Raw genomic sequence first — 24,468 nt, 5'->3', positions numbered from 1 at the left:
CTCTCGGGTCAGTGGGGGTCGGAACAGCGGTGGGGCCCCGGGGTTCCGGGACCCCACCGTCGGGTCGTTACGGGCGGCGCAGCGCGTCGGCCGCGCCCGCCCCGCCGAGCAGCGACTGGACGCCGTCCAGGTCGCTGCCGCTGGTCGGCTTGCCGCGGACCGCCGGCTGCTGCTGGCCGCCCTTGATCTCGGCCTCCAGCAGGAGCTTGCCGAGCAGCGCCGGATCCGGCAGCTCCATCGGGTACTCGCCGTCGAAACAGGCCCGGCAGAGCCGGTCCTTCGGCTGCTTGGTGGCCTCGATCATGCCGTCGATCGAGATGTAGGAGAGCGAGTCCGCGCCGAGCGTGCGGCCGATCTCCTCGATCGTCATGCCGTTGGCGATCAGCTCCGCACGGGTGGCGAAGTCGATGCCGAAGAAGCAGGGCCACTTCACCGGCGGCGACGAGATCCGGATGTGGACCTCGGCGGCGCCCGCTTCGCGGAGCATCTTCACCAGGGCGCGCTGGGTGTTGCCGCGGACGATCGAGTCGTCGACCACGACGAGGCGCTTGCCCTGGATGACCTCGCGCAGCGGGTTCAGCTTGAGCCGGATGCCGAGCTGGCGGATGGTCTGGCTGGGCTGGATGAAGGTGCGGCCGACGTAGGCGTTCTTCACCAGGCCGGAGCCGTACGGGATGCCGCTGGCCTCGGCGTAGCCGATCGCGGCGGGGGTGCCGGACTCGGGCGTCGCTATCACCAGGTCGGCGTCGGCCGGAGCCTCGGCGGCCAGCTTGCGCCCCATCTCCACGCGGGAGAGGTGCACGTTGCGGCCGGCGATGGAGGTGTCCGGGCGGGCCAGGTAGACGTACTCGAAGACGCAGCCCTTGGGCCGGGCCTCGGCGAACCGCGAGGTGCGCATGCCGTTCTCGTCGATGGCGATGAGCTCGCCCGGCTCGACCTCGCGGATGAAGGAGGCGCCGCAGATGTCCAGTGCCGCCGTTTCGGAGGCGACCACCCATCCGCGCTCCAGCCGGCCCAGCACCAGCGGGCGGATGCCCTGCGGGTCGCGGGCGGCGTAGAGCGTGTGCTCGTCCATGAAGACGAGCGAGAAGGCGCCCTTGACCTTGGGCAGGACGAGCTTGGCCGTCTCCTCGATGGAGAGGTCCGGGTGACCGGCGAGCAGCGCGGTCACCAGGTCGGTGTCGTTGGTCGCCGCCGAGCGTCCGGAGCGGGAGACGTGCTCCTCACCGGGGAGTTCGGCGACCATGGCCGCCAGTTCGGCGGTGTTCACCAGGTTTCCGTTGTGCCCGAGGGCCAGCGAACCGTGGACGGTCGCCCGGAAGGTCGGCTGGGCGTTCTCCCAGACCGAGGAACCGGTGGTCGAGTAGCGGGCGTGTCCGACGGCGATATGCCCGTGCAACGACCCCAGCGAGGCCTCGTCGAAGACCTGGGAGACGAGTCCCATGTCCTTGAAGACGAGAATCTGGGAGCCATTGCTCACTGCGATGCCCGCGGATTCCTGACCGCGGTGCTGCAGGGCGTAAAGGCCGAAGAACGTGAGCTTGGCGACCTCCTCGCCGGGAGCCCAGACACCGAAGACGCCGCAAGCGTCCTGGGGGCCTTTCTCACCGGGAAGAAGATCGTGGTTGAGTCTTCCGTCACCACGTGGCACGCCTTCGAGTCTAGGGCAGTTGGCACAGGCTTCCGGAACCCGGGAGGACGGGATTGTCGGGCGGTCGGCTGGTAACGCGCGTAGACAAAACCCCTTACCCGCGGTGGATTTCGGCGGCCCCGCATTCCCCGCGCACCCGGTTGGCCTTGCGGTTCGCGCCCGTTGGCGCATTCCGTGCACGGACGACCCTTCGCCGCGCGTTCGGCCGCCGTTCGCCCAACGTGAGCCTGCTCACCCGGGCCGTTCGATGACGCCGGGTGTCCTCCGGGTAGCGCTGCGCTCCGCGGCGACTACGCAGCCGGCAGCAGCAGGCCCCAGCAGCCGGGGTGGACCGTCCAGGTGCGCGCCCGGACGGGGCCGACCGGATGGCCGTCCGCCTCGTACCCGAAGCCGCGTCCGACCACCGAGACACTGGCCGCCCGCACCCGCACCAGGGCGCCGGGCGTGCGGACCACGATCTCCATGACGCCCTCGCCGAGCGCCTCGCCGGACGGCAGCGTCACCTGGACCGCCCGGACCGGGTGGTGGACGTCGGCGAGCAGCCGGCCGTCCGCCTCGACCCGCACCCGGGCGCCCTGCTCGCCCCTGCTCTCGGCCCCGGCCTCGGGCGTGAGTACGGTCCCCTGCTCGGCCGCAGCCAGTTTCGCCCATAGCGAACGCCAGCCGCTCGAACGGCCGACCGGGCGACGGGTTCCGCCCCCCGGGATCCGCACGCCGCCGAGCGCCACCCCGCCGCCGTCGTCCACCAGCAGGTCGAGCTTGCGCGGCGCCCCCGCGAGCACCGCCCGCGCCGCCGCCACCGGAGCCCCCGGCACACCCAGCGCCCGCGCCGCCGCCAGTCCGTCCGCCCGGCCCACCGGGACCATGCCCACCGCGTCGGCCCCCAGCTCACGCTGGCGGTGCAGGGCCTGGAGCACACGCTGCAACGCGAGGTCGGAACCGATCACCACCGGTCGCCTCCGGCCGCGGTGCGAAAGCACCCGGTCGAGCTCGGACGGGCTCTCCGGGCACGCCACCTTGACGTCCGCCCCACCGGAGAGAACGTCCTTCGCGATCCGCACCGACTCGCCGTCGGTCTGCCGGGCCGCCGGGTCGAGGAGGAGCAGGAGCGGCTCGGGGCCGCCGGTTGCGGGCGTGGACAGGGACGACACAACCGGTCCTTCCTCAGGTAATCTCTCGGTGCAAGAGCCCCTTGCGCTATTGCGCCAGGGGCTTCGTCTATCTCGGGGCAGACTGCGGCCTACGCAGGATGCCCCAACCGGAAGGGGTGTACGCCTGTGCCGGCACTCGTGCTCGTTGGCGCTCAGTGGGGAGACGAGGGCAAGGGGAAGGCGACGGACCTCCTCGGCGGCTCCGTCGACTACGTCGTCCGCTACCAGGGCGGCAACAACGCCGGTCACACGGTGGTCATCGGCGACCAGAAGTATGCCCTGCACCTGCTCCCTTCCGGCATCCTCAGCCCGAACGTGACGCCGGTGATCGGCAACGGTGTCGTCATCGACCCGGGCGTGCTGCTCTCCGAGCTCAGCGGCCTGAACGAGCGCGGCATCGACACCTCCAAGCTGCTGATCTCGGGCAACGCCCACCTGATCACGCCGTACCACCGGACCCTGGACAAGGTCACCGAGCGCTTCCTCGGCAAGCGCCGGATCGGCACCACCGGCCGCGGCATCGGCCCGACCTACGCGGACAAGATCAACCGCGTCGGCATCCGGGTCCAGGACCTCTTCGACGAGTCGATCCTGCAGCAGAAGATCGAAGCCGCGCTGCACGACAAGAACCAGCTGCTGGTCAAGCTCTACAACCGCCGCGCCATCCCGGCCGAGCTGGTGCTGGAGGAGTACCTCGGCTACGCGGACAAGATCAAGCCGTTCCTCGCCGACACCACGCTGGTGCTGGACGAGGCGCTCAAGGCGAACAAGGTCGTCCTGCTGGAGGGCGGCCAGGGCACCCTGCTCGACGTCGACCACGGCACGTACCCCTTCGTGACCTCGTCGAACCCGACCGCGGGCGGCGCCTGCACCGGCGCCGGCATCGGTCCCACCAAGATCGACCGGGTCATCGGCATCCTGAAGGCGTACACCACCCGCGTCGGCTCGGGCCCGTTCCCGACCGAGCTGCTCGACGCGGACGGCGAGGCCCTGCGGCGGATCGGCGGCGAGCGCGGTGTCACCACCGGCCGTGACCGCCGCTGCGGCTGGTTCGACGCGGTCATCGCGCGCTACGCGACCCGGGTCAACGGCCTCACCGACTTCTTCCTCACCAAGCTCGACGTGCTGACCGGCTGGGAGCAGATCCCGGTCTGCGTCGCGTACGAGATCGACGGGCAGCGGGTCGAGGAGCTGCCGTACAACCAGTCGGACTTCCACCACGCCAAGCCGATCTACGAGTCGCTGCCGGGCTGGAACGAGGACATCAGCGGGGCGAAGACCTTCGGCGACCTGCCGAAGAACGCCCAGGCGTACGTGAAGGCGCTGGAGGAGATGTCGGGCGCCCCCATCTCCGCCATCGGCGTCGGCCCGGGCCGGTACGAGACGATCCAGATCAACTCGTTCGTCTGAGCACCCGCCACCGGCTGGGGGGAGCCCTGCGGACCTCGTGTCCGCAGGGCTCCCCTTTGCCCTTGCGTGTTTGCACTAGGACAAAGGGACATTGCATCTAGTGCATTCGCCCGCTATTTTTCGATCATGACTGCGAAGCTTCCCGCCCCCGTCACGCTCACCGGCCGCCACGTGCGCCTGGAGCCGCTCGGCCGCGGCCACCTCACCGAGCTGTGGTCGTCCGTCGGCCGGGACCAGGACGTCTGGCGCTGGATCCCGTTCGCCGCGCCGACCACCGAGGAGGAGCTCGGCGCGATCCTCGACCTCCGGCTCGCGGAGGTCGCCGCCGGGACGGCCGTGAAGTTCGCCGCCGTCGACCTCGCCTCGGGGCGGGCCGTCGGCATCACCGGGTTCTACGACTTCAGCGCGGAGAACGAACTGGTCGAGATCGGCGGCACCTGGAACGCCCGGTCGGCGTGGCGGACCGGCCTCAACACCGAGTCCAAGCTGCTGCTGCTCACGTACGCGTTCGAGGAACTCGGCATGGGCCGGGTGTTCTGGAAGACGGACGCGCTCAACGACCGCTCCCGCAACGCGATCCTGCGCCTCGGCGCCACGTTCGAGGGCATCCACCGCCGCGACAAGCGGCGCGACACCGGGGTCTGGCGCGACACGGCGTACTTCTCGATGCTGAGGGAGGAGTGGCCCGCGGCCCGTGTGCGCCTGGAGGAGCGGCTGGCCGCGGGCTGACCGCGCAAGGCCCGGGGCCCGCCGGGCGAGCGGGGCGAGCGGCCGACCGGGCGAGCGGGGCGAAGGGGCGAGAAGGTCTCAACACCGGCCGGTGGTGGGCCGTTTCACGACCCGCTGCGGCGTTCCACCGAGAGCTACCGGTGCGAACGCCCCCGCCCCGACGGAAGTCGGCGCGACAGCGCCTCCTCCTGTCGGCCGGTGGAGGAGCGGCCGGAGGCCGAGTCCCCTCCGCCGGAGCGCCTCTCCCGCTGCTGACGGCTCGCGATGATCTGCGCCACCACGCCGACGAAGAGCACCGACACCAGCAGTCCCGTCAGCAGCACGACAGCCATCAGCGATCGACCGCCGCCACGGCCCGAACCGCCCTGCCACAAAGCCCGATGAGTTCCACACCCCAGTCATCGGCCAAAGCGGCGACGAGGTCAAGCCCCCGCCCACCCGTTCGAGCCACCTCCGGTCCCGGTCGGACCGGCGGCGGGGAGCGTCGCGCTTCACGACCATGTGAGGCCGCCCGCACCGCAGTTCGAGCCCGGCGGCGGTTGCGCCGCCGCCGCCGACCAGGGCACCGGTCACCGGCTCGGAGAGGTCGGACCGGTCCGTCGGTGCCGGTCCCGCACGGCCCCGGCAGATCCCGGCAGATCCCGACGAAGATCCCGGAGCAACCGCCTCGGCACCCCGACGGCCCCGTCAGGGGATCCCGCCTGCCGCCCTCCACGAGTGGCGCCGAACCCGCCTCGCGCGCCACACTGCCGAGGCGTCGAGCACGGCGAGTTCGACCACTCCGCTCTCCGGAACCACGCCGCCCCTCACCACCGATCCTCCCGGGAGTACTCATGGACGACCACGACCCGCAGGCTCCGGGCGATCGCCCCCGGGTCACCATCACCCCGGACGCCGTCCTCGTCCGCAGCGGCCGCTCCCCCGACGCGCCCCACGCCGTCCTCACCCACCAGGAGTGGAAGGACCTCGTCGCCGCCGTCAAGCAGGGCGAGTTCACCGTCTGATCGACACCCCGGACCGCCGGGGCAGCGGTCGACCGCCACCCGGATCGGGCCCCGCACCGGGTGGCGCCGACGCCGGAGGGGCCGGGGCCGGTTAGGGTCGCGGCGTGGCTGAGGTGGCGGTGATTCGTAGCGACGTACCCGGGTCGTTCGCATGGGCGGTGTTCCACGAACGGCATCCGCGGCTGGTGAGCCAGGTGCTGGCGGCCCTGCCGTACGGGGCTCGGGAACGGGCGGCAGTGGAGCGGCTGCTGGTGGAGAGCACCACCGGGGTACTGGAGCCGCCGCCGGCGGACGCGCACGACCGCGCCGAGTGGCTGGCCTGGGGCGAGGGGCTCTGGGGGCGGCCGTGGGGCGAGGCACCGTTCCTGTGGGCGGAGAGCTACTTCTACCGGCGGCTGCTGGAGGCCACCGGCTACTTCGGGGACGGCGTCTGGCAGGGGATCGACCCCTTCGGACCGTTCAAGGCACCCGAGTTGGCGGACGCGGCGGTGGACGGGTTCGGCGACGGACCGCAGGAGCTGCTGGTGTCCTCCCTGTGGGGGAACCGGGCGGACCTGGGGTTCCGGATCACCGCCGGCGAAGGCCGGGACGCGGTACGGGACGCGCTGGTGGTGGATGACTCGGCGGCGTTCTGGACCGGGCTGGAGAAGGGCCGGGGCGGGCGGGTCGCCGTGGTGGCGGACAACGCCGGACCCGAACTGCTGCCCGACCTCGCGCTGATCGACCACCTGCTGACGAGCGGACTCGCGGCCGGGGTCGCCCTGTACGTGAAGCCCCGGCCGTACTTCGTGTCGGACGCGACGATGGCCGACGTCCTCGCGGCGGTCGGCCGCCTGCACGGCACGGCGGCGGGCCGGCGGATCCGGCGGGCGATGGAGGACGGCACGCTGGCCGTCCGGACGCACCCGTTCTTCTGCGCGCCGCTGCCCTACGACGCGATGCCCGCCGACCTGCGGGCGGAGTTCGGCGGTGCGGCCCTCACCGTCCTCAAGGGTGACCTCAACTACCGCCGGCTGGTGGGCGACCGGCACTGGCCGCCGACGACGCCGTTCGCCGACACGGTCGACCACTTCCCCTCGCCCGTCGCGGCGCTGCGCACGCTCAAGTCGGACGTGCTGGTGGGGGTGGACCCGGGAACGCTCGCGCGGCTGGACCGCTCCGGGACGGCGTGGCGGACGGACGGGCGGCACGCGCTGGTCCAGGTCCGGGGGGCGGGGCAGCGGTAAATACGAGCGAAGGACGACGGGGAGCTTCGCTAGGATTGGGCCCGCCCACAGTGGAACTCGCTCTGTGCGGCAGCCCGGGAGCCCGCGTGCGTGCCGGCCTCCCGTCGCGGCCCCAGAACCCTGCGCCTGTCACGGCACTCCGGGGTAGGGGTCCGTGCGGGAGAAATCGGAGCATCCGAGGATGGCTCGGCACCTGATCACCAGCGCCCTTCCCTACATCAACGGGATCAAGCACCTGGGCAACATGGTCGGGTCCATGCTGCCGGCGGACGTCTACTCCCGGTACCTGCGGCAGCGCGGGCACGAGGTGCTGTACATCTGCGCGACGGACGAGCACGGCACGCCGGCCGAACTGGCCGCCCAGGAAGCCGGGCTGCCGGTGGCGGAGTTCTGCGCACGGGCGCACGACCGGCAGAAGGCGGTGTACGACGGCTTCCGGCTGTCGTTCGACCACTTCGGGCGCAGTTCCTCGGTGCAGAACCGGGAGATCACCCAGGAGATCGCCCGCGAGCTGCACGCCAACGGGTTCGTCGAGGAGCGGGCGATCCGTCAGGTGTACTCGGTCACCGACGGGCGCTTCCTGCCGGACCGGTACATCGTCGGGACCTGCCCGCACTGCGGCTACGACAAGGCGCGCGGCGACCAGTGCGAGAACTGCACGCGCGTCCTGGACCCGACGGACCTGCTGGAGCCCCGGTCGGCGATCAGCGGCAGCTCGGACCTGGAGGTGCGGGAGACCAAGCACCTGTTCCTGCTCCAGTCGAAGCTGACCGAGCAGGTGGAGCAGTGGGTCGACGAGCACGGTGACCAGTGGCCGGTGCTCGCCTCGTCGATCGCCCGCAAGTGGCTGACCGAGGGCCTCCAGGACCGGGCGATCACCCGCGACCTGGAGTGGGGCGTCCCGGTGCCGGCCGACGTGTGGCCGGAACTGGCGGCCGCCGGCAAGGTCTTCTACGTCTGGTTCGACGCGCCGATCGAGTACATCGGCGCCACCAAGGAGTGGTCGGACGCGGCCGCCGACGGCGAGACCCGGGACTGGAGGTCCTGGTGGTACGAGGCGGACGGCACCGTCCGGTACACCGAGTTCATGGCCAAGGACAACGTGCCGTTCCACACCGTGATGTTCCCGGCGACGATCATCGGCTCGCGCCGGCCGTGGAAGAAGGTCGACTACGTCAAGGCCTTCAACTGGCTGACGTACTACGGCGGGAAGTTCTCCACCAGCCAGAAGCGCGGCATCTTCACGGACGTCGCCCTGGAGCTGCTGCCGGCCGACTACTGGCGCTACTTCCTGATGGCGCACGCGCCCGAGTCGGACGACTCCAGCTTCACCTGGGACCTCTTCGCCTCGACCGTCAACAAGGACCTCGCCGACACTCTCGGCAACTTCGTCAACCGGGTGCTCTCCTTCAGCCGCAAGCGGTTCGGCGACGACGTGCCGGCCGGGCACGCGGCGGCGGAGCCGGAGGAGCGACTGGGGGCGCAGATCGCCGAGCTGCTGGCCGACTACGAGGCGCAGCTGGAGGCCCTCAACTTCCGCAAGGCGACGCAGAGTCTGCGGGCGCTGTGGAGTGCCGGCAACGCGTACCTCGACGAGAAGGCCCCCTGGCTCCAGGTGAAGACCGACCCGGAGGCGGCGGCCCTCACGCTCCGGACGGCGATGAACCTGATCCACCTGTACGCGGTGGTCTCGGAGCCGTTCGTCCCGACGGCGGCGGAGGCCATGCGCGGGGCGTTCGCGCTGCCGGCCGACGCCCCCGCGCGGACCCGCGGCTGGGTGAGCGCGGAGGAGGCGCGGGCGCTGGACGCGGTGCCGGCCGGGACGCCGTTCACGGTGCCGCCGGTACTGTTCGCGAAGATCACGGACGAGGACCTGGCCGCCTGGGCCGAGCGCTTCGGCGGCGGCGAGTAGGCGGGGAGCAGGCGGGAAGCAGGCGGGGCGCGGACCGAGCGCCACCGGGTGGCGGGCACCCGGACGACGCGGCCGCACGACTCCGTCCCGGACGGGGGCGGGCGGCCGCGCCGTCTCCCGGTGCGGTAGCGGCCCCGGCCCCGACTCCGGGCCCGCTCCGGCCCCGCTCAGCCGAGGGAGGCGCGGGCGGCGGCGAGCAGCGGGGCGAGGTCGGGGGTGGCGGTGGCGGCCTCGTCGAGAGCGGCGGTGAGGCTCTCCTCGTAGGTGGTGCGCGCCTCGCCGTGGCGGGCGCGGCCGGCCTCGGTGAGGACGGTGTAGACGCCGCGCCTGTCGTCGGGACAGAGGTCCCGGTACGTGAAGTCGGCGGCGTTGAGGCGGGCGACCAGGCGGGTGACGGAGCTCTGGTTGAGGCCGAGCCCGGTCGCGAGGTCCTGCATCCGCAGTTCGCTCTTCGGCGCCTCGGCGAGCAGGCCGAGGGCGCGGTACTCCGAGAGGCCGAGTCCGTGCCGGCGCTGGAGGACGGTGGCGAGCCGGCCCTCGACCTGAGCGTGCAGGGCCGTCAGGCGGCCCCACATCCGGGTGTCGGCGGTCGGCCCGGCGGCGTCGGGGACCGCACCGGGGGCGGCTGGGCTGGGTCGGGTGGACATCGGGCGCTCCCTGGCCTTGCGGGTCTGGCGGGCGGGTCTGGCGGGCGGGGCGAAACGGGTTGACACGATGTTACTTGTACATGCATGCTCTTGCCCAGGTCGATGTACTTGCACATACATGCAACAACTAAGCCCCGAGAGGTCCTTCCCATGGCCTGGATCTACCTGCTCATCGCCTCGGTCTTCGAGGTGGTCTTCGCCCTCGCCACCAACGCCACCCACGGCTTCACCGTGCTGGGCCCGTCCCTGCTCACCGCGGGCGCCGCGGCCGGCGGGATCTTCTTCCTCAGCCTGGCCCTCAAGACCCTCGACGTCGGCGTCGGCTACACCGTGTGGACCGGAATCGGCTCGGTCGGCACCGTCCTCCTCGGCACCCTGATCTTCGACGAGGAGATGAACGCCGGAAAGGCCGTCGCCTTCGTGCTCATCATCGGCGGCGTCCTGGGCCTCAAGCTGGCCGACCGGCCGGGCCGGGCGGCCACTGCTGCCGGAGCGGCGGAGCAGCAGGCCGGGCAGGCGGGGCAGCAGACCGCCGCACCGGCCCCGGCGGCCACCGTCGCCACCGGCTGACCGCCCCGCCGGCACCCGCACCGCCCCCGCGCTCCGCGCCCCACACCCCGCACAGCCCCACGAGAGAGAGTTGCACCGTCATGGCCTGGGCCTTCCTCGCGATCGCCGTCGTCTTCGAGATCGTCTTCGCCCTCGGCACCAACGCCACCAAGGGCTTCACCGTGTTCTGGCCCTCCGTCCTCACCCTGACCGCCGCCGCGGGAGGGATCTACACGCTGAGCCTCGCCCTCCGCACCCTCGACGTCGGCGTCGGGTACACCATCTGGACGGGGCTGGGTTCGATCGGCACCGTCGTCCTCGGCGCGCTGATCTACAAGGAGCGCATCACACTGCCCAAACTGCTCTCCTTCGCCTCGATCATCGCGGGGGTGCTCACGCTGAAGCTGGCGTCAGGAGTCTGATCCCCCAGGGGATTTCACCCGATCGTGGAATCGTCCGCCCGATCCGGATCGGGAAGACTGGCCGTCCCCGACCGATCCCCGAGGGAGGCGGCGATGGACGCCGAGGACGAGCCGCTGGCCGAGTGGTACGCGCGGCGGGCACGCCGCCGACGGGCCCCCGGGACGCGCGACGCGATCACGCTGGCACCCGGGCCGCGGCGCGGGGCGCACCTGTTCCGGGACGTGCCGAGACTGGTCGTCGAGTGGGACGGCTTCGCCTGGCAGCCGGTCGCGGTGGCGGAGAGCTACGCCGAGGCGTACCCGCTGATCGTCCGGCCCGACGAGGCGGCCGGGCCGGCCACCGCCTTCCCCCAGGCGGACACCCCCGTACCACTGCTGCGCAAGGGAACCGGGCGCCACCGGAAGCCGGACCGGTAGCGCCCGGCCCGCCGCCCGACCGGGCCCCGCCGGGCCCCGCCGGGCCGCACCGGCCCGGCGCACGACCGGGGGCCGGGCACATCGCCGCGATACCGACGCCGGGCGCCACGAGCCCCGCGACCGTACACCGACGATCCCGTCATCCTTCCAGGACGAACCGTCCGCTCCCCGGATCGGGCGCCGTCCGGCCGATCGGCCTTCGGGTTATAGTGCCCACGTCAATCTCAGGGTGGGTCGGCGTCGAGCCATCCTGACGGTGGATCCCATCGGCCGCCCCGATCCCGACGTAGGAACCGACCACGGTGCCCAGAGCGCGAGTTGCCCGCCCGGCCACGGCCGAGGGACTGGATCCCCGTCGTCCGGGCACGGTGCGCGGAGCCGCGGGACACCGCCCCCGGCCCGCACCGGCGGGCCGGGCGCGCCGCCTCTCCCCTGCCGACCGGGCTCCCCTTCCTCCCCCGGACCCCGGCCCCGGTCGCCGCAGAACCACGCGCGGTCTCCCGCCCGCCTGAAAGCCCCGGCGGGATCCTCACCGGCCGAACGCCGCCGACCGCCCCGGCCGGAATGCTCACCGCCGAGCCGCTGTCGAGCCACCGCCGAGCCGCCGCCGTTCGAGCCCCCGTCACCCACGTCACCGTCACCCACGTCACCGTCACCCGAGCCGACGTCACCCGGCCCCCGTCACCCGAGCCCTGCCGCCCCGGCGCTCCCCGTGCACCCGCTTCCCGAGAGGACCGCCCCCGCCATGGTCGATCCCCGCTTCAGCATCCTGTCCGAGGAGTTCGCCGCCGCGCCCCACCGGCACTTCGCACGGCTGAGGGACCGGTCACCGGTGCACTACGAGCCGGCGGTCGACAGCTACTTCCTCTCCCGCCACCGGGACGTGAAGCGGGTGCTGACCGACCATGAGGCGTTCACCACCGAGACGCTGCAGGTCCGCGCCGAGCCGGTGATGCGCGGTCCGGTGCTCGCCCAGATGACCGGGGCGGAACACACCGCCAAACGAAAGATCGTCGTCCGGGGCTTCACCGGACAGGCCCTGCAGGACCAGGTGCGCACCATCCGCGCCAACGCCGCCGAGCTCGTCGCGCCCTTCCTCCGCCGGGGGCGGATGGACCTCGTCAACGACTTCGGCAAGCCCTTCGCCGTCCAGGTGACGCTGGAGATCCTCGGCCTGGACCGGAAGGACTGGCGAAAGGTCGCCGCCTGGCTCGGCGGGATAGGGGAGTTCGTCACCGCCGTCACCCTCACCGACGAACGCCGCCGGCACTGCCTGGACCGCGCCCTGGAGCTGGAGGCCTACCTCGTCCCGGTCATCGAGCAGCGCCGCCGTCACCCCGGCGAGGACCTGATATCGACGCTCTGCACGGCCGAGTTCGACGGCATCACCATGAGCACCCGCGACGTCACCGCGTTGATCATCAACGTTCTGGTGGCCGCCGTCGAGCCCGCCGACAAGACCCTCGGCTACCTCTTCAAGCACCTGATCGACCACCCCGAGCAGATGGCGCAGGTCCGCCGGGACCCGGCCCTGCTGCCCGCCGCGATCGCCGAGACCCTGCGCTACACCCCGCCCGTCCAGCTCGTCCCCCGCCAGGCGGAGCGGGACGCCGTGTTCGCCGGCACCGTCGTCCCGGCGGGCGCCACCGTCTTCTGCCTGATCGGCGCGGCCAACCGCGACCCCGAGGCGTTCGACGCCCCGGACACCTTCGACCTCCACCGCCCGGACCTGGGCACCGCCCGCTCCTTCACCGCCGCCGCCCAGCACCTGGCCTTCGGCACCGGGCTCCACCAGTGCGTCGGCGCGGCCTTCGCCCGCGCCGAGATCGAGACCGTGGCCGCGCTGCTGCTCCCGCTGCTCGACCGGGTCCGCCACAGCCCCGGTTCCCGCTACCGGGAGACCGGCCTGTACACCCGCGGCCCCGCCGCCCTGTCCCTGGACTTCACCCCCGTACACGAAGGCGCCGCCGTCCCCGGCCGAACGCCCCTCCCGCTCCCGGCTCCCCACCGGCCGGGGCCTTCCCGGACGACGACCACGAGGCCGTCCCGAACCACGACCACCACCCGCGGAGAGGAGCCGTCATGGCGTCCGTCGGAGAGCGACTGAGCAACGCACGCGTCCGGGCCTTCATCGGCCGGGACGAGGAACTCGGCCGCTTCGCCCAGGCCCTGGCCGGCGATCCGCCGGCGCCGTTCGCGTTCTACGTGTCCGGGCCGGGCGGCATCGGCAAGTCGACACTGCTGCGGTGCATGGCCGACCGCGCCCGTGCGGCGGCGCGGCCGGTGCTGGAACTCGACGGCCGTTTCGTGAGCCGGGACCCGGACCACTTCCGGCGCGCCGCCGCTCCCCTCCTGGAGGTCCCCGGCACGGTCCTCGTCGTCGACTCCTTCGAGCACTGCCAGTGGCTGGAGAGCTGGCTCTGGCAGCGGTTCCTGCCCGGGGCCGCCGACGACACCCTGGTGGTCCTGGCGGGCCGCCTCGCACCGCAGCCCCAGTGGACCGCCGATCCCGCCTGGGCCGGACTCCTGCACGTCTGCGAACTGGAGCCGTTCACCGAGGAGCAGGCCCTCGGCCTGCTGACCGCGGCGCAGGTCCTGCCCCAACTGCGGGAGCGGGTCCTCCGCTTCGCCGGAGGCAACCCACTGGCCCTGTCCCTCGCGGCTGCCGCGAGGGCCGCCGACTGGAGCCGGGAGGACGTCTGGGCGCCGTCGGCCGACGTCCTGCGCACCCTGCTGTCGGGCCTGATCGGCGAGGTGCCGACCGCGGCCCACCGCCGCGCGCTGGAGGTGGCGGCCCAGGCCTACTCGACCTCCGAGGAACTGCTCGCCGCCGTGCTGCCCGACGAGGACGCCCACCCGCTCTTCACCTGGCTCAGGGACCTGCCCTTCATGGAGTCCACCCACCGGGGGCTCCACCCGCACGACGCCGCGCGCGAGACCCTCGCCGCCGACCTGCGCTGGCGCGCCCCCAACGCCTTCGTGGCGATGCGCCGGCGACTGGCCGAGGAGTACCTGCGCCTGCTGCGCGAGGCGCCCGAGGAACGGGTCTGGACCGTCACCGACGAACTCTTCCACCTCTTCCGGGAGGGGGAGATCGTGGCACGGCTGCGCACCTGGTCCCGCGAGGACGAGGTGCACGACCGGCCCCTGCACCCGGACGACCTCGACGTCGTCCTGCGGATGGCCGAGCAGACCGAGGGCCCGGCCTCCGCCGAGCTGGTCCGCTACTGGGCGGAACGCCAGCCGCAGTCCTTCAGCGTCTACCGCCTGGTGAGCACGGGCCGCGTCGTGGCGTTCACCGCCCGCCTCGCCCTGCCCGCCCCCGCCGACCCCGAGGACCTGGCCACCGACCCCGTCGTGGCGGCGGCCTGGGAGTACACCGACGCCACCGCGCCGGTGCGGCCCGGCGAGCACATCGGCATCAGCCGCTTCTCGGTCTACCCGGAGCGGTACCAGGTCCCCTCGCGCGTCATCGACCTGAGCAGCTCCCGCGCCCAGGCGGAGTCGGCCCGTGCCCGCGGCCGCGCCTACGGCTTCGCCGTCTGGCGGGACGCCGAGACCTGGGCCGCGCGCGTCAAGGGCAGCCTCGCCGACACCGGCGCCCGGCCGCGGGTCGGCGAGCACACCTACGGCCTGTTCGGCGTCGACTGGCGCCAGGTGCCCGTCGAGATCTGGCTCCGCCACCTCATATCGGCCACGGCCGTGCCCACCCGGGCCGGGCCGTCGGGCGTCTCGCGCGGCGTGTTCGACCAGGACGTGCGCGAGGCCCTGGCGCACTGGCGCGACACCGACGCCTTCGCCGCCTGCGCCCTGCTGCGCGCCCGCCTGGCGGCCGACTCCGCCGACCCCGTCGGGGAGCTGCGCGCCCTGCTGCGCCGGACGGTGGACGACCTCGCCCGTGACCCGCGCGGCGTGCGCGCCCGCGAGGCCCTGACGGCGGGGTACTTCTCCGGCGCCCCCACCCAGGAGGCGGCCGCCCGGCGCCTGAGCCTCCCGTACGGCACCTACCGGCGCCACCTGCGCCAGGGCCTGGACCTGCTCTGCGACGCCCTGTGGCAGCAGGAGCTGCACGGCCCCCGCTGAGGACGCCCGCACCCCGCCCGGATCCGGTGGACAGGTGCGGACAGGAGTGGACAGTCCCCGCGCCCGCCGGGCCTGGAAGGTGGACGGCGACCGGCCCGAGTCTGTGCGTCATGAACGTTGCACGCACGCAGACGGAGCCGGCGACAGGCCGGTCCCCCCGGCCGGGAGCGGCGCTCGCGGCGCTCGCCGCGGCCCAGTTCACCGTCATGCTCGCCACCTCGATCGTGAACGTGGCGCTGCCGCAGATCCGCGCCGGGGTCGGCCTCTCGGACGGCGCGGTCACCTGGGTGGTCAACGCCTACGGTCTGGCGTTCGGGGCACTGCTGCTGGCGGGCGGCCGGGCGGCCGACCTGCTCGGCCGCCGCCGGGTCCTGCTCGCCGGGCTCGCGCTGTTCGCCGCGGCCTCGCTGGCGGCGGGACTGGCCGCCACCTCGGACGTGCTGATCGGCGCCCGCGCCGCCCAGGGCCTCGCCGCGGCGGCGATCGCCCCGGCCGCGCTCGCCCTGGCGATGGAGCAGTTCCCCTCCGGCCCCGGGCGCGGCCGGGTCCTGGGGGTGTGGGGCGCGGTCTCCGGCGCAGGCGGAGCGGGCGGCGTCCTGCTCGGGGGTGTGCTCACCCAGGCACGGGGCTGGCCCTGGATCTTCCACGCGGTCGCGCTCGGGTCGGCGCTGGTCCTGGCCGCCGTGGCGGCCCTCGTACCGCCGGCGCCCCGGCAGGCGAGCGGGCAGGTGAGCGGACAGGTGAGCGGGTCGGGGCGGAAGGACGGGCGGGAGGAGGCGCGGTTCGACCTGCTGGGCACCGCCACCGTCACCCTCGCCCTGACCTGCCTGGTCTGGGGCCTGACCACCGCACGCGGCGCCGGCTGGAGCGACGGCCGGGTCGTCGGCGCCCTGGGCGCCGCCGCCGTCCTGCTCCCGGTCTTCGCCGTGATCGAGCTCCGCCGGCCGAACGCACTGCTACCGCCCCGGCTGCTCGGCACCGGCCGGGTGGCCACCGGCAACCTGCTGATGGCGCTGCTGGGCTCCGTGTGGATCGCCCTGTTCTTCTTCCTTCCGCTCTACCAGCAACAGGTCCTCGGATCGGGTCCGCTGGCCACCGGAGCCGGCCAACTACCGCTCGCGGCAGCCAACATGCTCGGCGCCGCCCTGGCGCCGCGCATCTCCCGGCGCCTCGGCGCGGCCACCACCGTGATCGCCGCCCTGCTCACCGAAGCCGCCGGCCTGCTGTGGCTGTCGCGGATCGACGCCGACGGCAGCTACCTCACCGACGTCCTCGGGCCGAGCATCCTGATCGGCCTGGGCCTGAGCACCGCCTTCGTCCAGCTCACCGCTCTCGCCGTGGACGGCGTCCCGCCCCGGGACGCCGGACTGGCCGGCGGACTGGTCAACACCACCCGCCAGGTCGGCGGCGCGATCGGCCTCGCCGTCCTGACCACGCTGGCCGGATCCGTGACCGCCCACGCGGCCACCCACCGGCCCCACCTGGAGGCCCTCACCGCCGGGTACCGGACCGCCTTCGCCGTCTCCGCCTCCGTCGCGGCGGCCACCGCACTCCTCACGCTGCTCCTCACCCGGGCCGTCGGCCGGAGGGCCGTGACCGCCGCTCCCCTCCCGGCGCCCGACCCGCGAACCGCCTGATTCCCCCGGGGCCCGCGCCCGCCCAGCTCAGCCTCTCTCCCACCCAACTCCTCTCACAACTCCCCTCACACGCAACGCACTTCACCGGAAGGACTCCTGCCATGACCACAGCGAAGCCGTACCTGACCGGCCACTTCACCCCCGTCACCGACGAGGTCGCCGTCACCGGCCTCACCGTCGAGGGCACCCTGCCCACCGAGCTCACCGGCCGGCTCCTGCGCAACGGCCACAACCCCAAGCCCGGCGTCACCCCCACCCACTGGTTCAAGGGCAGCGGCATGGTCCACGGCATCAGGCTGCGCGAGGGCCGCGCCGAGTGGTACCGCAACCGCTGGGTCCGGACCCCCGCCCTGGACGGCGCGCCCTACATGACCGAACGCGGGCCCGACCTCACCGCCAGCGCCGCCGGCACCCACGTGATCGAGCACGCCGGACGGCTGCTCGCCCTCTGCGAGGCGAACCTGCCCTTCGAACTCACCCGGGAGCTCGACACCGTCGGCGCCTACGACTTCCGCGGCAAGCTGCGCACCGCGATGACCGCGCACCCCAAGGAGGACCCGGCGACGGGCGAGCTCCACTTCTTCGGGTCCTCGCCCCTCCCGCCGTTCCTGACGTACTACGTCGCCGACGCCAAGGGCGAGATCGTCCACAGCGCCGAGGTCCCCGGCGCGACCGGCGCGCTGAAGCACGACTTCGCCATCACCCGCCGGCACGTGGTCTTCGTCGAGGGCAACGTCACCTTCGACCCCACCGACCACTCCGGCATCCCCTACGGCTGGGACGACCAGCAGCCCGCCCGGATCGGCGTCATGCCGCGCGGAAACGACGGCGCCCGGCAGGTCCGCTGGTTCTCGGTCGAACCGGGCAACATGCTGCACGTCGCCAACGCCTACGAGGACGGCCGGGGCCGCATCGTCCTGGAGGGCCCCACCGTGGACCGGGACGGATTCCGGCTCTCCTGGAACTGGTGGATCGGCGCTCCCGGACGCGGCAGCGAGCCCGTCTCCCGTTCCTACACCCGCCGTTGGGTGATCGACCTGGCGGCCGGCAGCGTCGACGAGCGCATCGTCGACGACCTGCCCGTGGAGTTCCCGACCCTCAACGAGGCGTACCTGGGCGCCGAGAACCGCTACCAGTACGCCGTCGCCTTCCCCGACGAGAAGGGCTTCGGCGGCTACGGGGTGGTCAAGTACGACCGCGTCACCGGTGCCCGCCGCATCCGGCAGGTCGGCGACGCCCGGATGCCCGGCGAAGCCGTCTTCGTCCCCGCCGCCGGGGCGACCGGTGAGGACGACGGCTACCTGCTCACCGTGGTCTCCGATCTCAAGCAGGACGCCTCGCAGCTGCTGGTCCTCGACGCCGCCGGCCTCGAACGCATCGCCACCGTCCACCTGCCCCACCGGGTGAGCGCCGGACTCCACGGTTCCTGGATCCCCGACAGCGGCCCGGACGCCGACCGGGACTGACCCACGCGCCCCGGGCACCGCCGTGAACCGGCCTCGCCCGGCCCCTCACCCAGACCTCACCCGGCCCCCTCCGAAGAAGGACCCACCACGATGTCCCGTCTGCCCCGCGCCATGACCACCCTGATCGCCGCCGCGGCCCTGTCCGCCGCGCCCGCCACCACCGCCTTCGCCGCCCAGGACGCCCACGACGCCGGACGGCGACCGCCGAGGATCGTCGCCGACTGGGCCTGTGCCTGGAACGGCACCGACCCCCGGGCGCTCGGCGCCCTGTTCACCGCCGACGGCGTCTACACCGACCTCGGCGTGGGCGTCACCTTCCACGGCCGCCGGGAGATCGCCGGGTGGAAGGCCCGCGCGGACAGCCTCATCGACAACGTCCACGTCACCGTGCGCGCCGCCCACCGCGACGGCGGGCGCATCACCGTCGAGACCGTCTACGCCGGCCGTCTCAAGGGCGCGCCCAAGGCCTTCGCCGTGCCGATGACCACCCTGCTCGACGTCGACCGCCGCGGCCGGATCACCTCCGACCAGGACCACTACAGCCTCGCCGACGTCCTGACCCAGTCCGGCCTGCCCGCCGACTGGACCCCGCCGGGCCACTGACCGGCCGGCCACCGGCCGACCACCGGCCGACGGGCCGAAACGCCGACCGGCCCCGCTCCCTCGTTCGAAGGAGCGGGGCCGGTGTCACGGCTACCGGGGGCCGGTCGCGCGGGCGGTGTGGACGGTGACGGCGGTGAGGTAGAAGGCGTCCGGGCGGGTCAGGATGCCGGTGGGGGCCTCGGGGTCGAGCAGGGCGTCGAGGACCGCGCGGTCGTCGGCGTCCAGCTGCTCGGCCAGCTGGTCCCGGCGGCGGGCGAGACTGACGTGCAGGTACTCGCGGGCCGGCCCGTCCAGCGGGGCCGGACGGTCGGCCAGGAACGTCCGCGTCCCGCTCGGGACGAGGCCCGCCGCGGCCAGCATGGCCGGCCAGTCCTCCACCGTGGCGACCGAGCCGGGCAGTTCGGCCCGCATGCCGCTGAAGGTGTCCTCGTGGGCGGCGTCCAGCCGGGCCTGAGGTCCCGGGCGGCCGAGCCCGAGGTCGCGGGGGAGGAAGCGCGCGGGCAGACCGCGCCCTACCGGTCAGTGCTGTGTGTCGCTGGACAGCGGTGTCGTGTCTGTACTGAAGGGCAGTGTCGCAGCCTGGCGAGGTTCCGAACCGTCTTGACCGCCACGGGCCTGCCGACCCGGGAGTCGTAGGCCTCCCACACGACACCGAATCCGCCCCGGCCGAGCTCGCGGACCAACCGGTACCGCCCGTCGAGCACACCCCCCGCTCGCACCCAACCCCCCGCCGGTCCACCCTGGCCCAGGGCCCGCAGCATACGGGCCGGCGGCGCCCCTCCGGGAGGGATTCGGGCGACCCGCGGCCGCCCACCTGTGTGAGACGGGCGGAGAGCTCGCTTCGCCGGGCACGAGTGGACTACCGCACGGCAGAACGACGACTTCCGACCGGGCGAGGGGCGGTGGAGTTCCAGGACATGGTGCCGGTTCGGTTCAGGCCGGGGGAGTCGGGGCGCTGGTTGCCACCTGGCGCAGAAGTTCGGTGTTGGTGGTGGTCTGCTTGAGGCGGTTCAGGAGCAGTTCCGCGGCCGGCTGGAGGTCGAGGTTTCCCAGGACACGGCGCAGGGTCCGGGCGGCGGGGGTGCGGGTGTGGCCGAGGAGGAGTTCCTCGCGGCGGGTGCCGGAGGCCCGGACGTCGACGGCGGGGAAGAGGCGCTTGTCGGCGAGGCGGCGGTCGAGGCGCAGCTCCATGTTGCCGGTGCTCTTGAACTCCTCGAAGATCAGGTCGTCCATGCGGGAGCCGGTGTCGACGAGGGCGGTGGCCAGGATGGTCAGCGAGCCGCCGTTCTCGACGTTGCGGGCCGCGCCGAAGAGTTTCTTCGGGCGCTGGATGGCGGTGGCGTCCAGGCCGCCGCTGAGGGTTCGTCCGTGGGCGGGTGCGGCGGCGTTGTGGGCGCGGGTGATGCGGGTGACGGAGTCGAGCAGGACCACCACGTCGTGGCCGAGTTCGACGAGTCGCTTGGCGCGCTCGACGGCGAGTTCGGCGACGGCGATGTGCTCGCGGGCGGGCCGGTCGAAGGTGGAGGCGATGACTTCGCCCTTGACCGAGCGCCTCATGTCGGTGACCTCCTCCGGACGCTCGTCGACCAGGACGACCATCAGGTGCGTCTCGGGGTGGTTGTGGGCGATCGCCGCCGCGATCCTCTGCACGACCATCGTCTTGCCGGCCTTGGGCGGTGCCACGATCAGACCGCGCTGGCCCTTTCCGATCGGGGCCACCAGGTCGAGGACCCGGCCGATCAGTTCGCGCGGGCCGGTCTCCAGACGCAGGTGCTGCTGCGGGTACAGCGGCGTCAGGTCGTTGAACGCGGGCCGGGGCGGGAGGTCGTCGGCGGGGCGGCCGTTGACCGTGTCGATGCGCTCCAGGAGCGGGCGGCGGTCGCCGCTGTGCGGGCGTGCGGCGCCGGTCAGGACGTCGCCGGAGCGCAGGCCGAGAGCGCGCAGCTGGCGGGCGGGCACGTGCAGGTCGGTGGGGCCGGGGAGGTAGCCGGAGGTCCGCAGGACGGCGTTCCCGTCGTGGATGTCCAGCACTCCGGAGGCCGGGACGAGGCCGCTCCCCGCTGTGGTGGCGGGCTGCGCCGGCCGGCCGGCGCGGTCGCGGGTTCGCTGAGGCGGCAGTGCGGGGCGGGCCCCCGGGCTTTCGGTGTCGGCGGGCCTGGGACCGGGACCGGCCGTGGGCGGGGTCGGCCGGCCGGCGAGGCGCTTGGCGGTGATTGCCTCGACGAGTTCGCCCTTGCGCAGGCGGGAGGCGCCCGGGACGCTCAGGGCGGAGGCGAGTCGATGGAGGTCGGCCTTCAGCAGGCTGTCCAGCGGTGTGGTGGTCGAGGGTTCGGTGGTGGTCGTCACGAGATTGGTACTCCTGTTGAGTCAGAGGGTGTCTGGCGGCACTGGGCGGGCCGGACGTGGCGTGGAGCGGCGCGGTTGGTGGCGCTGCCGGCTGGGTGCGGAGCTCGGGAACGAGTTCGGCCGGAGCGTCCGGACCCTGGCGGTTGTGTCCGCGGGTGGCGGTCCGGCGCTCCAGCGCCCCGGTGTGGGCGAGGGAGGTGAGCACGCGGGGTTCACCGTCTGCCAGGAGCGCGGATCTTTCCCGGGAAGCGGCCACTGCGGGGCGGCGCTCATGTACTGCCGATGTGCCTGGCCGGGAGGGCGGGGAGCGTCGGTCTGCCTGCTATCCGGAGCGGCCGGCCGCGGACCGTGTCCGCTGTGCCATGGGGCCAGGTTCCCGCACCGTGAGGTGGGCGTCCAGTGGCTCCTGTGTGGATTGTAGCGTCTCGGGGCGCTGTGGGGCGAGGGGATATCGGCTTGGCCGCGCTCGGATCGATCCGAGCGGCGCTTCCGAACGGTGCCCCGGCCACGTGATCATGGACAGTCTCTCGACCCGCAACGACAGGAGGACCCGTCACTGGGCTCCGAACCACCCGGTTCAGGCCCGCGCGCTGCACGCCCACCGACGCTGGCACGACGCCGACGCCCGCCACCCCGACGTTCCGGCCGCCCAACGCCGCGAACGTGCGCGTATCCGTTTCCTTGATCACCCCACCCCCGCCTGAGAGCCTGAGCCGGCCCAGGCCGCCCCGCACCGCACCGCAGGGCCGAGGAGTCGGCCCACCGAGAACCGGAAGCCTCTCGGCGGCCCGCCGGTCAACCGGACTGGTGGTCCGGACCTGTCACCAAGGCCGGACGACTCCCCGATGGTGATCGCTGAGCCACCTCCGACAGGCCCACAGCAACTCGTGAACCCTTGTGGGTCGGTTCGTGGTCAGCGTCGGACGACCCCATCGCCGTCTACAACGAAACCGGGCCGGCGCCTGAGCCGCCGTTGTCGGAGCTGGAGAAGTCCCGGCTCAACCGACGCGCCAGGCCGTAGCTGCCGGCCGGAGGACGGTCACGTACGAAGCCGGATGACCAAGGCCGCTGCGGCCACGGCCCGGGGCGGGGATGGCCTGTTTCCGCGAGGGGGGGCGGCCGGGGCCGGGCCGGCCGGCGGCGGGTGTTTCGAGTGCCGGGTGGCGGTGGGGCGGTTCTCGGTCCCGGTGGTGATCGATCGGCGAGGTGACCACCCGTGACCGTCACCCAGATTCTCGCCGGGGCCGACTGTCGTCATTGGGGCGGGAGTTGGCCGAGTGACGGGGACGGTTCCCGGATGACCGAAACCGTCTGCCCAGGCGGGTCATCTGGCGCGTCTACGCGTTGACCGCGTCGCTCCGGCGCTTTTTGATGGTCGGTGGTTCTCCGAACGGGGAGCCGAAGCGGAAGCTGCGTGGGGGGATACATGCGAGGACGTACGAACCGGGTCACAACAGTCAGACGTGGACGGGTCGCCCTGAGCGCGGCGGCCGTGGTCTGTGCGATCGCGGCGGCCCTGCCCGGAGCGGCCTGGGCCGGGCCTGCCGGGGGCGTGGGCGGTGCCGGCGTCCGCTCGGCCGGTATCGAGAGGGTCAGCGTCGCGGCCGACGGCACCCAGGCCAACGATGATTCCGCCCGGGTGTCGATCACACCGGCCGGCGACCGCGCCGTGTTCACCTCGTACGCGAACAACCTCACCCCCGGCAATACGGGGAGGAACGACCGGGTGTTCGTCCGCGATCTGGCGACGGGGCAGAACCGGCAGTTCGACGGGTACGCGTCGGCGCCGCCCATGCTCAGTGGCGACGGGCAGGTCCTCGCCTATCTGGCACCCAGGTTCGCCAACACGGCCCTCTACCAGGAGCATCTGAGCCGGGGATGGACGTCCGCCTACACCTGCTCGCTCTTCACCTGCGAGGCGTCCATGGGCGCGAACGAAAACCACCAGGCCTTCAGTATCAGGTTCAGGCCGCCGGAGCCCAATCAGCGCGTCGAGGTCCGCAGGCCCGACACCGGGGCCCTGCAGACCGTCGACATCATCCACAACACCGCGGCGGTCCGGCCGTCCATCAGCGGCGACGGGACCCGTCTCGCCTACCAGGACGGCGGTGAGCACGACGTCTTCCTGTGGGACTGGGCCGGCAACACCGCCGCCGGTCCGATCGAGGGTCCCGGCAGGGCGGCCGAGCTCGTCCAGCTCAGTGACGACGGCAACAAGGTCGTCTACCTCTCGGGCCCCGACACGTACGTCCACGACGTCGCGTCCGGCACCGCTCTGGTGGTACCCGGCGTGAAGGGAGTCGCCGTCGACCCCACCGGCCGCTACCTCCTGCACACCCCGTCGGGTACGACCGGGCCGGCGCCGCTCACGCTGCGCGACCTGGAGACGGGCACCGACGAGACCGTGACCGACCGCCCCGCCACGGCCGGGATCGACACGGTCAGCGCCGGCGGGCGCCACGTGGTCTTCCAGTCCACGGCCGAGGACCTCGTCCCCGGCGACACCAACGGCAAGGCGGACATCTTCCTGCGCACCCTGCGCTGACCCGCTCACAGACCGGGTGCCGGCCCGGGATCCGCGCCGAAGGTGATCCCCGGCGCCGGGAGGACCGCTGCGTTCCGAAGCCCTCCGCCATGATCACTGCCCATGGCGGAGGGCTTCGGAACGCTGCGGCAGGACGGTGCCGTACCGAGGAACCCGCCCGAGTCCGCGCGGCACCACCTGCGTCGGCGGCCGAACGCCTCGGGTACGGGCGGTTTTCGGGTCCCGGTTGTGCCGGTGGACGCAGGGCACTGGACACCGATGTCGACGCCTGGCGCGCCGTCGTCCACCTACCACAGGCCGCAGGCGAACTACTTCCCTGGCTGCCCCGGCTCCTGGCCGACGCGGACCTCTCCCAGGGCTGGTCCTGGCCGGAAACCTGCGCGCTGGTTGCCGTCCTTCGCCAGCTCGGCGACCCGGCGGCCGTGCCCGCACTCGCCGAGGCCCTCACCACCTGCGTGCGCCAGGACCAGCAACGCGGCGCAACCGCGGCCCTCCACGCGTAGGCCGGTTTCTGAACCGATGCCGCCTGAGTCCTGGAGAGCGTCCGTCCGCTCGCCGACGCCCCCGCCCTGCCCCAGATCCACGCGGAACTCGCCCGGGCCCCGCCGCAGCGGCGGCATCTTCACCGGCATCTACGAGGACGAGGCACGGCAGGACACTGCTCGGACCC

General features: G+C 73.1%; 20 protein-coding genes. 14 read left to right on the top strand and 6 right to left on the bottom strand.

Going from position 1 to position 24,468, the window contains the following annotated elements; genetic code table 11:
• Positions 1–67: 67 nt before the first annotated feature.
• Positions 68–1,651 carry an amidophosphoribosyltransferase gene (gene purF / locus ACFWIC_RS09025; protein WP_329884600.1) on the bottom strand — a complete coding sequence of 528 codons (1,584 nt, stop codon included), beginning with the start codon at positions 1,649–1,651 and terminating at the stop codon, positions 68–70.
• A gap of 290 nt (positions 1,652–1,941) precedes the next feature.
• Entirely contained in the window at positions 1,942–2,802 is an 861-nt protein-coding gene (locus ACFWIC_RS09020; RefSeq protein ID WP_329884602.1) for a diacylglycerol kinase, read from the bottom strand.
• A gap of 126 nt (positions 2,803–2,928) precedes the next feature.
• Between ACFWIC_RS09020 and ACFWIC_RS09015 the strand changes: the two genes are divergently transcribed.
• Together ACFWIC_RS09015 and ACFWIC_RS09010 are read left to right on the top strand one after the other, a co-directional pair.
• Positions 2,929–4,212, top strand: a complete 1,284-nt coding sequence (locus ACFWIC_RS09015) for an adenylosuccinate synthase (protein ID WP_329884604.1) — start codon at positions 2,929–2,931, stop codon at positions 4,210–4,212.
• Between the two features lie 126 nt (positions 4,213–4,338).
• The gene (locus tag ACFWIC_RS09010; RefSeq protein WP_355400512.1) at positions 4,339–4,941 is read left to right on the top strand and encodes a GNAT family protein; all 603 of its coding nucleotides are present in this window, start codon (positions 4,339–4,341) and stop codon (positions 4,939–4,941) included.
• Between the two features lie 134 nt (positions 4,942–5,075).
• Here ACFWIC_RS09010 and ACFWIC_RS09005 read toward each other — a convergent pair whose 3' ends face one another.
• Positions 5,076–5,273, bottom strand: coding sequence for a hypothetical protein (locus ACFWIC_RS09005; RefSeq protein WP_329949092.1), 198 nt, complete (start codon positions 5,271–5,273; stop codon positions 5,076–5,078).
• Positions 5,274–5,774: 501 nt separating this feature from the next.
• On the opposite strand from ACFWIC_RS09005, the gene ACFWIC_RS09000 reads away from it, so the two are divergent.
• From ACFWIC_RS09000 to metG, 3 genes are all read left to right on the top strand, one after another.
• Positions 5,775–5,945: a DUF397 domain-containing protein gene (locus tag ACFWIC_RS09000; RefSeq protein WP_329884610.1), complete on the top strand. Its 171-nt coding sequence runs from the start codon at positions 5,775–5,777 to the stop codon at positions 5,943–5,945.
• 104 nt (positions 5,946–6,049) lie between these two features.
• Complete coding sequence (locus ACFWIC_RS08995; protein ID WP_380355300.1) at positions 6,050–7,171, top strand: damage-control phosphatase ARMT1 family protein; 1,122 nt, start codon at positions 6,050–6,052, stop codon at positions 7,169–7,171.
• 181 nt (positions 7,172–7,352) lie between these two features.
• The gene (gene metG, locus ACFWIC_RS08990; RefSeq protein WP_380517188.1) at positions 7,353–9,083 is read left to right on the top strand and encodes a methionine--tRNA ligase; all 1,731 of its coding nucleotides are present in this window, start codon (positions 7,353–7,355) and stop codon (positions 9,081–9,083) included.
• Between the two features lie 167 nt (positions 9,084–9,250).
• Here metG and ACFWIC_RS08985 read toward each other — a convergent pair whose 3' ends face one another.
• Entirely contained in the window at positions 9,251–9,730 is a 480-nt protein-coding gene (locus tag ACFWIC_RS08985) for a MarR family winged helix-turn-helix transcriptional regulator (RefSeq protein ID WP_380517185.1), read from the bottom strand.
• Between the two features lie 150 nt (positions 9,731–9,880).
• On the opposite strand from ACFWIC_RS08985, the gene ACFWIC_RS08980 reads away from it, so the two are divergent.
• The 8 genes from ACFWIC_RS08980 (at position 9,881) to ACFWIC_RS08945 (ending at position 18,907) form a co-directional block, all read left to right on the top strand.
• Entirely contained in the window at positions 9,881–10,300 is a 420-nt protein-coding gene (locus tag ACFWIC_RS08980) for a DMT family transporter (RefSeq protein ID WP_380517182.1), read from the top strand.
• Between the two features lie 80 nt (positions 10,301–10,380).
• Entirely contained in the window at positions 10,381–10,701 is a 321-nt protein-coding gene (locus tag ACFWIC_RS08975) for a multidrug efflux SMR transporter (protein ID WP_355400501.1), read from the top strand.
• A 93-nt stretch (positions 10,702–10,794) separates the two neighbouring features.
• Positions 10,795–11,118: a DUF6087 family protein gene (locus ACFWIC_RS08970; RefSeq protein WP_380355291.1), complete on the top strand. Its 324-nt coding sequence runs from the start codon at positions 10,795–10,797 to the stop codon at positions 11,116–11,118.
• Between the two features lie 745 nt (positions 11,119–11,863).
• A complete protein-coding gene (locus tag ACFWIC_RS08965; protein WP_380517178.1) occupies positions 11,864–13,225 on the top strand; it encodes a cytochrome P450 in 1,362 nt (453 codons plus the stop codon).
• Positions 13,201–15,201, top strand: a complete 2,001-nt coding sequence (locus ACFWIC_RS08960) for an ATP-binding protein (RefSeq protein WP_380517175.1) — start codon at positions 13,201–13,203, stop codon at positions 15,199–15,201. Before ACFWIC_RS08965 ends, ACFWIC_RS08960 begins: the two co-directional genes overlap by 25 nt.
• A 110-nt stretch (positions 15,202–15,311) precedes the next feature.
• Positions 15,312–16,838, top strand: a complete 1,527-nt coding sequence (locus tag ACFWIC_RS08955) for an MFS transporter (protein WP_380517172.1) — start codon at positions 15,312–15,314, stop codon at positions 16,836–16,838.
• 101 nt (positions 16,839–16,939) lie between these two features.
• Positions 16,940–18,304, top strand: a complete 1,365-nt coding sequence (locus ACFWIC_RS08950) for a carotenoid oxygenase family protein (RefSeq protein ID WP_380517169.1) — start codon at positions 16,940–16,942, stop codon at positions 18,302–18,304.
• Positions 18,305–18,394: 90 nt separating this feature from the next.
• On the top strand, positions 18,395–18,907 hold the full coding sequence (locus tag ACFWIC_RS08945) for a nuclear transport factor 2 family protein (protein ID WP_380517166.1): 513 nt from the start codon (positions 18,395–18,397) through the stop codon (positions 18,905–18,907).
• Between the two features lie 90 nt (positions 18,908–18,997).
• On the opposite strand, the gene ACFWIC_RS08940 is transcribed toward ACFWIC_RS08945, so the two are convergent.
• Together ACFWIC_RS08940 and rho are read right to left on the bottom strand one after the other, a co-directional pair.
• Positions 18,998–19,318 (bottom strand): hypothetical protein, encoded by a 321-nt coding sequence (locus tag ACFWIC_RS08940; RefSeq protein WP_380517164.1) that lies wholly within the window; start codon positions 19,316–19,318, stop codon positions 18,998–19,000.
• 522 nt (positions 19,319–19,840) lie between these two features.
• Positions 19,841–21,253, bottom strand: coding sequence for a transcription termination factor Rho (rho, locus tag ACFWIC_RS08935; RefSeq protein ID WP_380517161.1), 1,413 nt, complete (start codon positions 21,251–21,253; stop codon positions 19,841–19,843).
• Positions 21,254–22,745: 1,492 nt separating this feature from the next.
• On the opposite strand from rho, the gene ACFWIC_RS08930 reads away from it, so the two are divergent.
• Complete coding sequence (locus ACFWIC_RS08930) at positions 22,746–23,798, top strand: hypothetical protein (RefSeq protein WP_380517158.1); 1,053 nt, start codon at positions 22,746–22,748, stop codon at positions 23,796–23,798.
• The last annotated feature ends 670 nt before the right edge of the window (positions 23,799–24,468 follow it).

The organism is Kitasatospora sp. NPDC127035 (assembly GCF_042726075.1).
GTDB lineage: Bacteria > Actinomycetota > Actinomycetes > Streptomycetales > Streptomycetaceae > Kitasatospora.
This window is presented reverse-complemented; position numbering and strand designations above follow the sequence as displayed.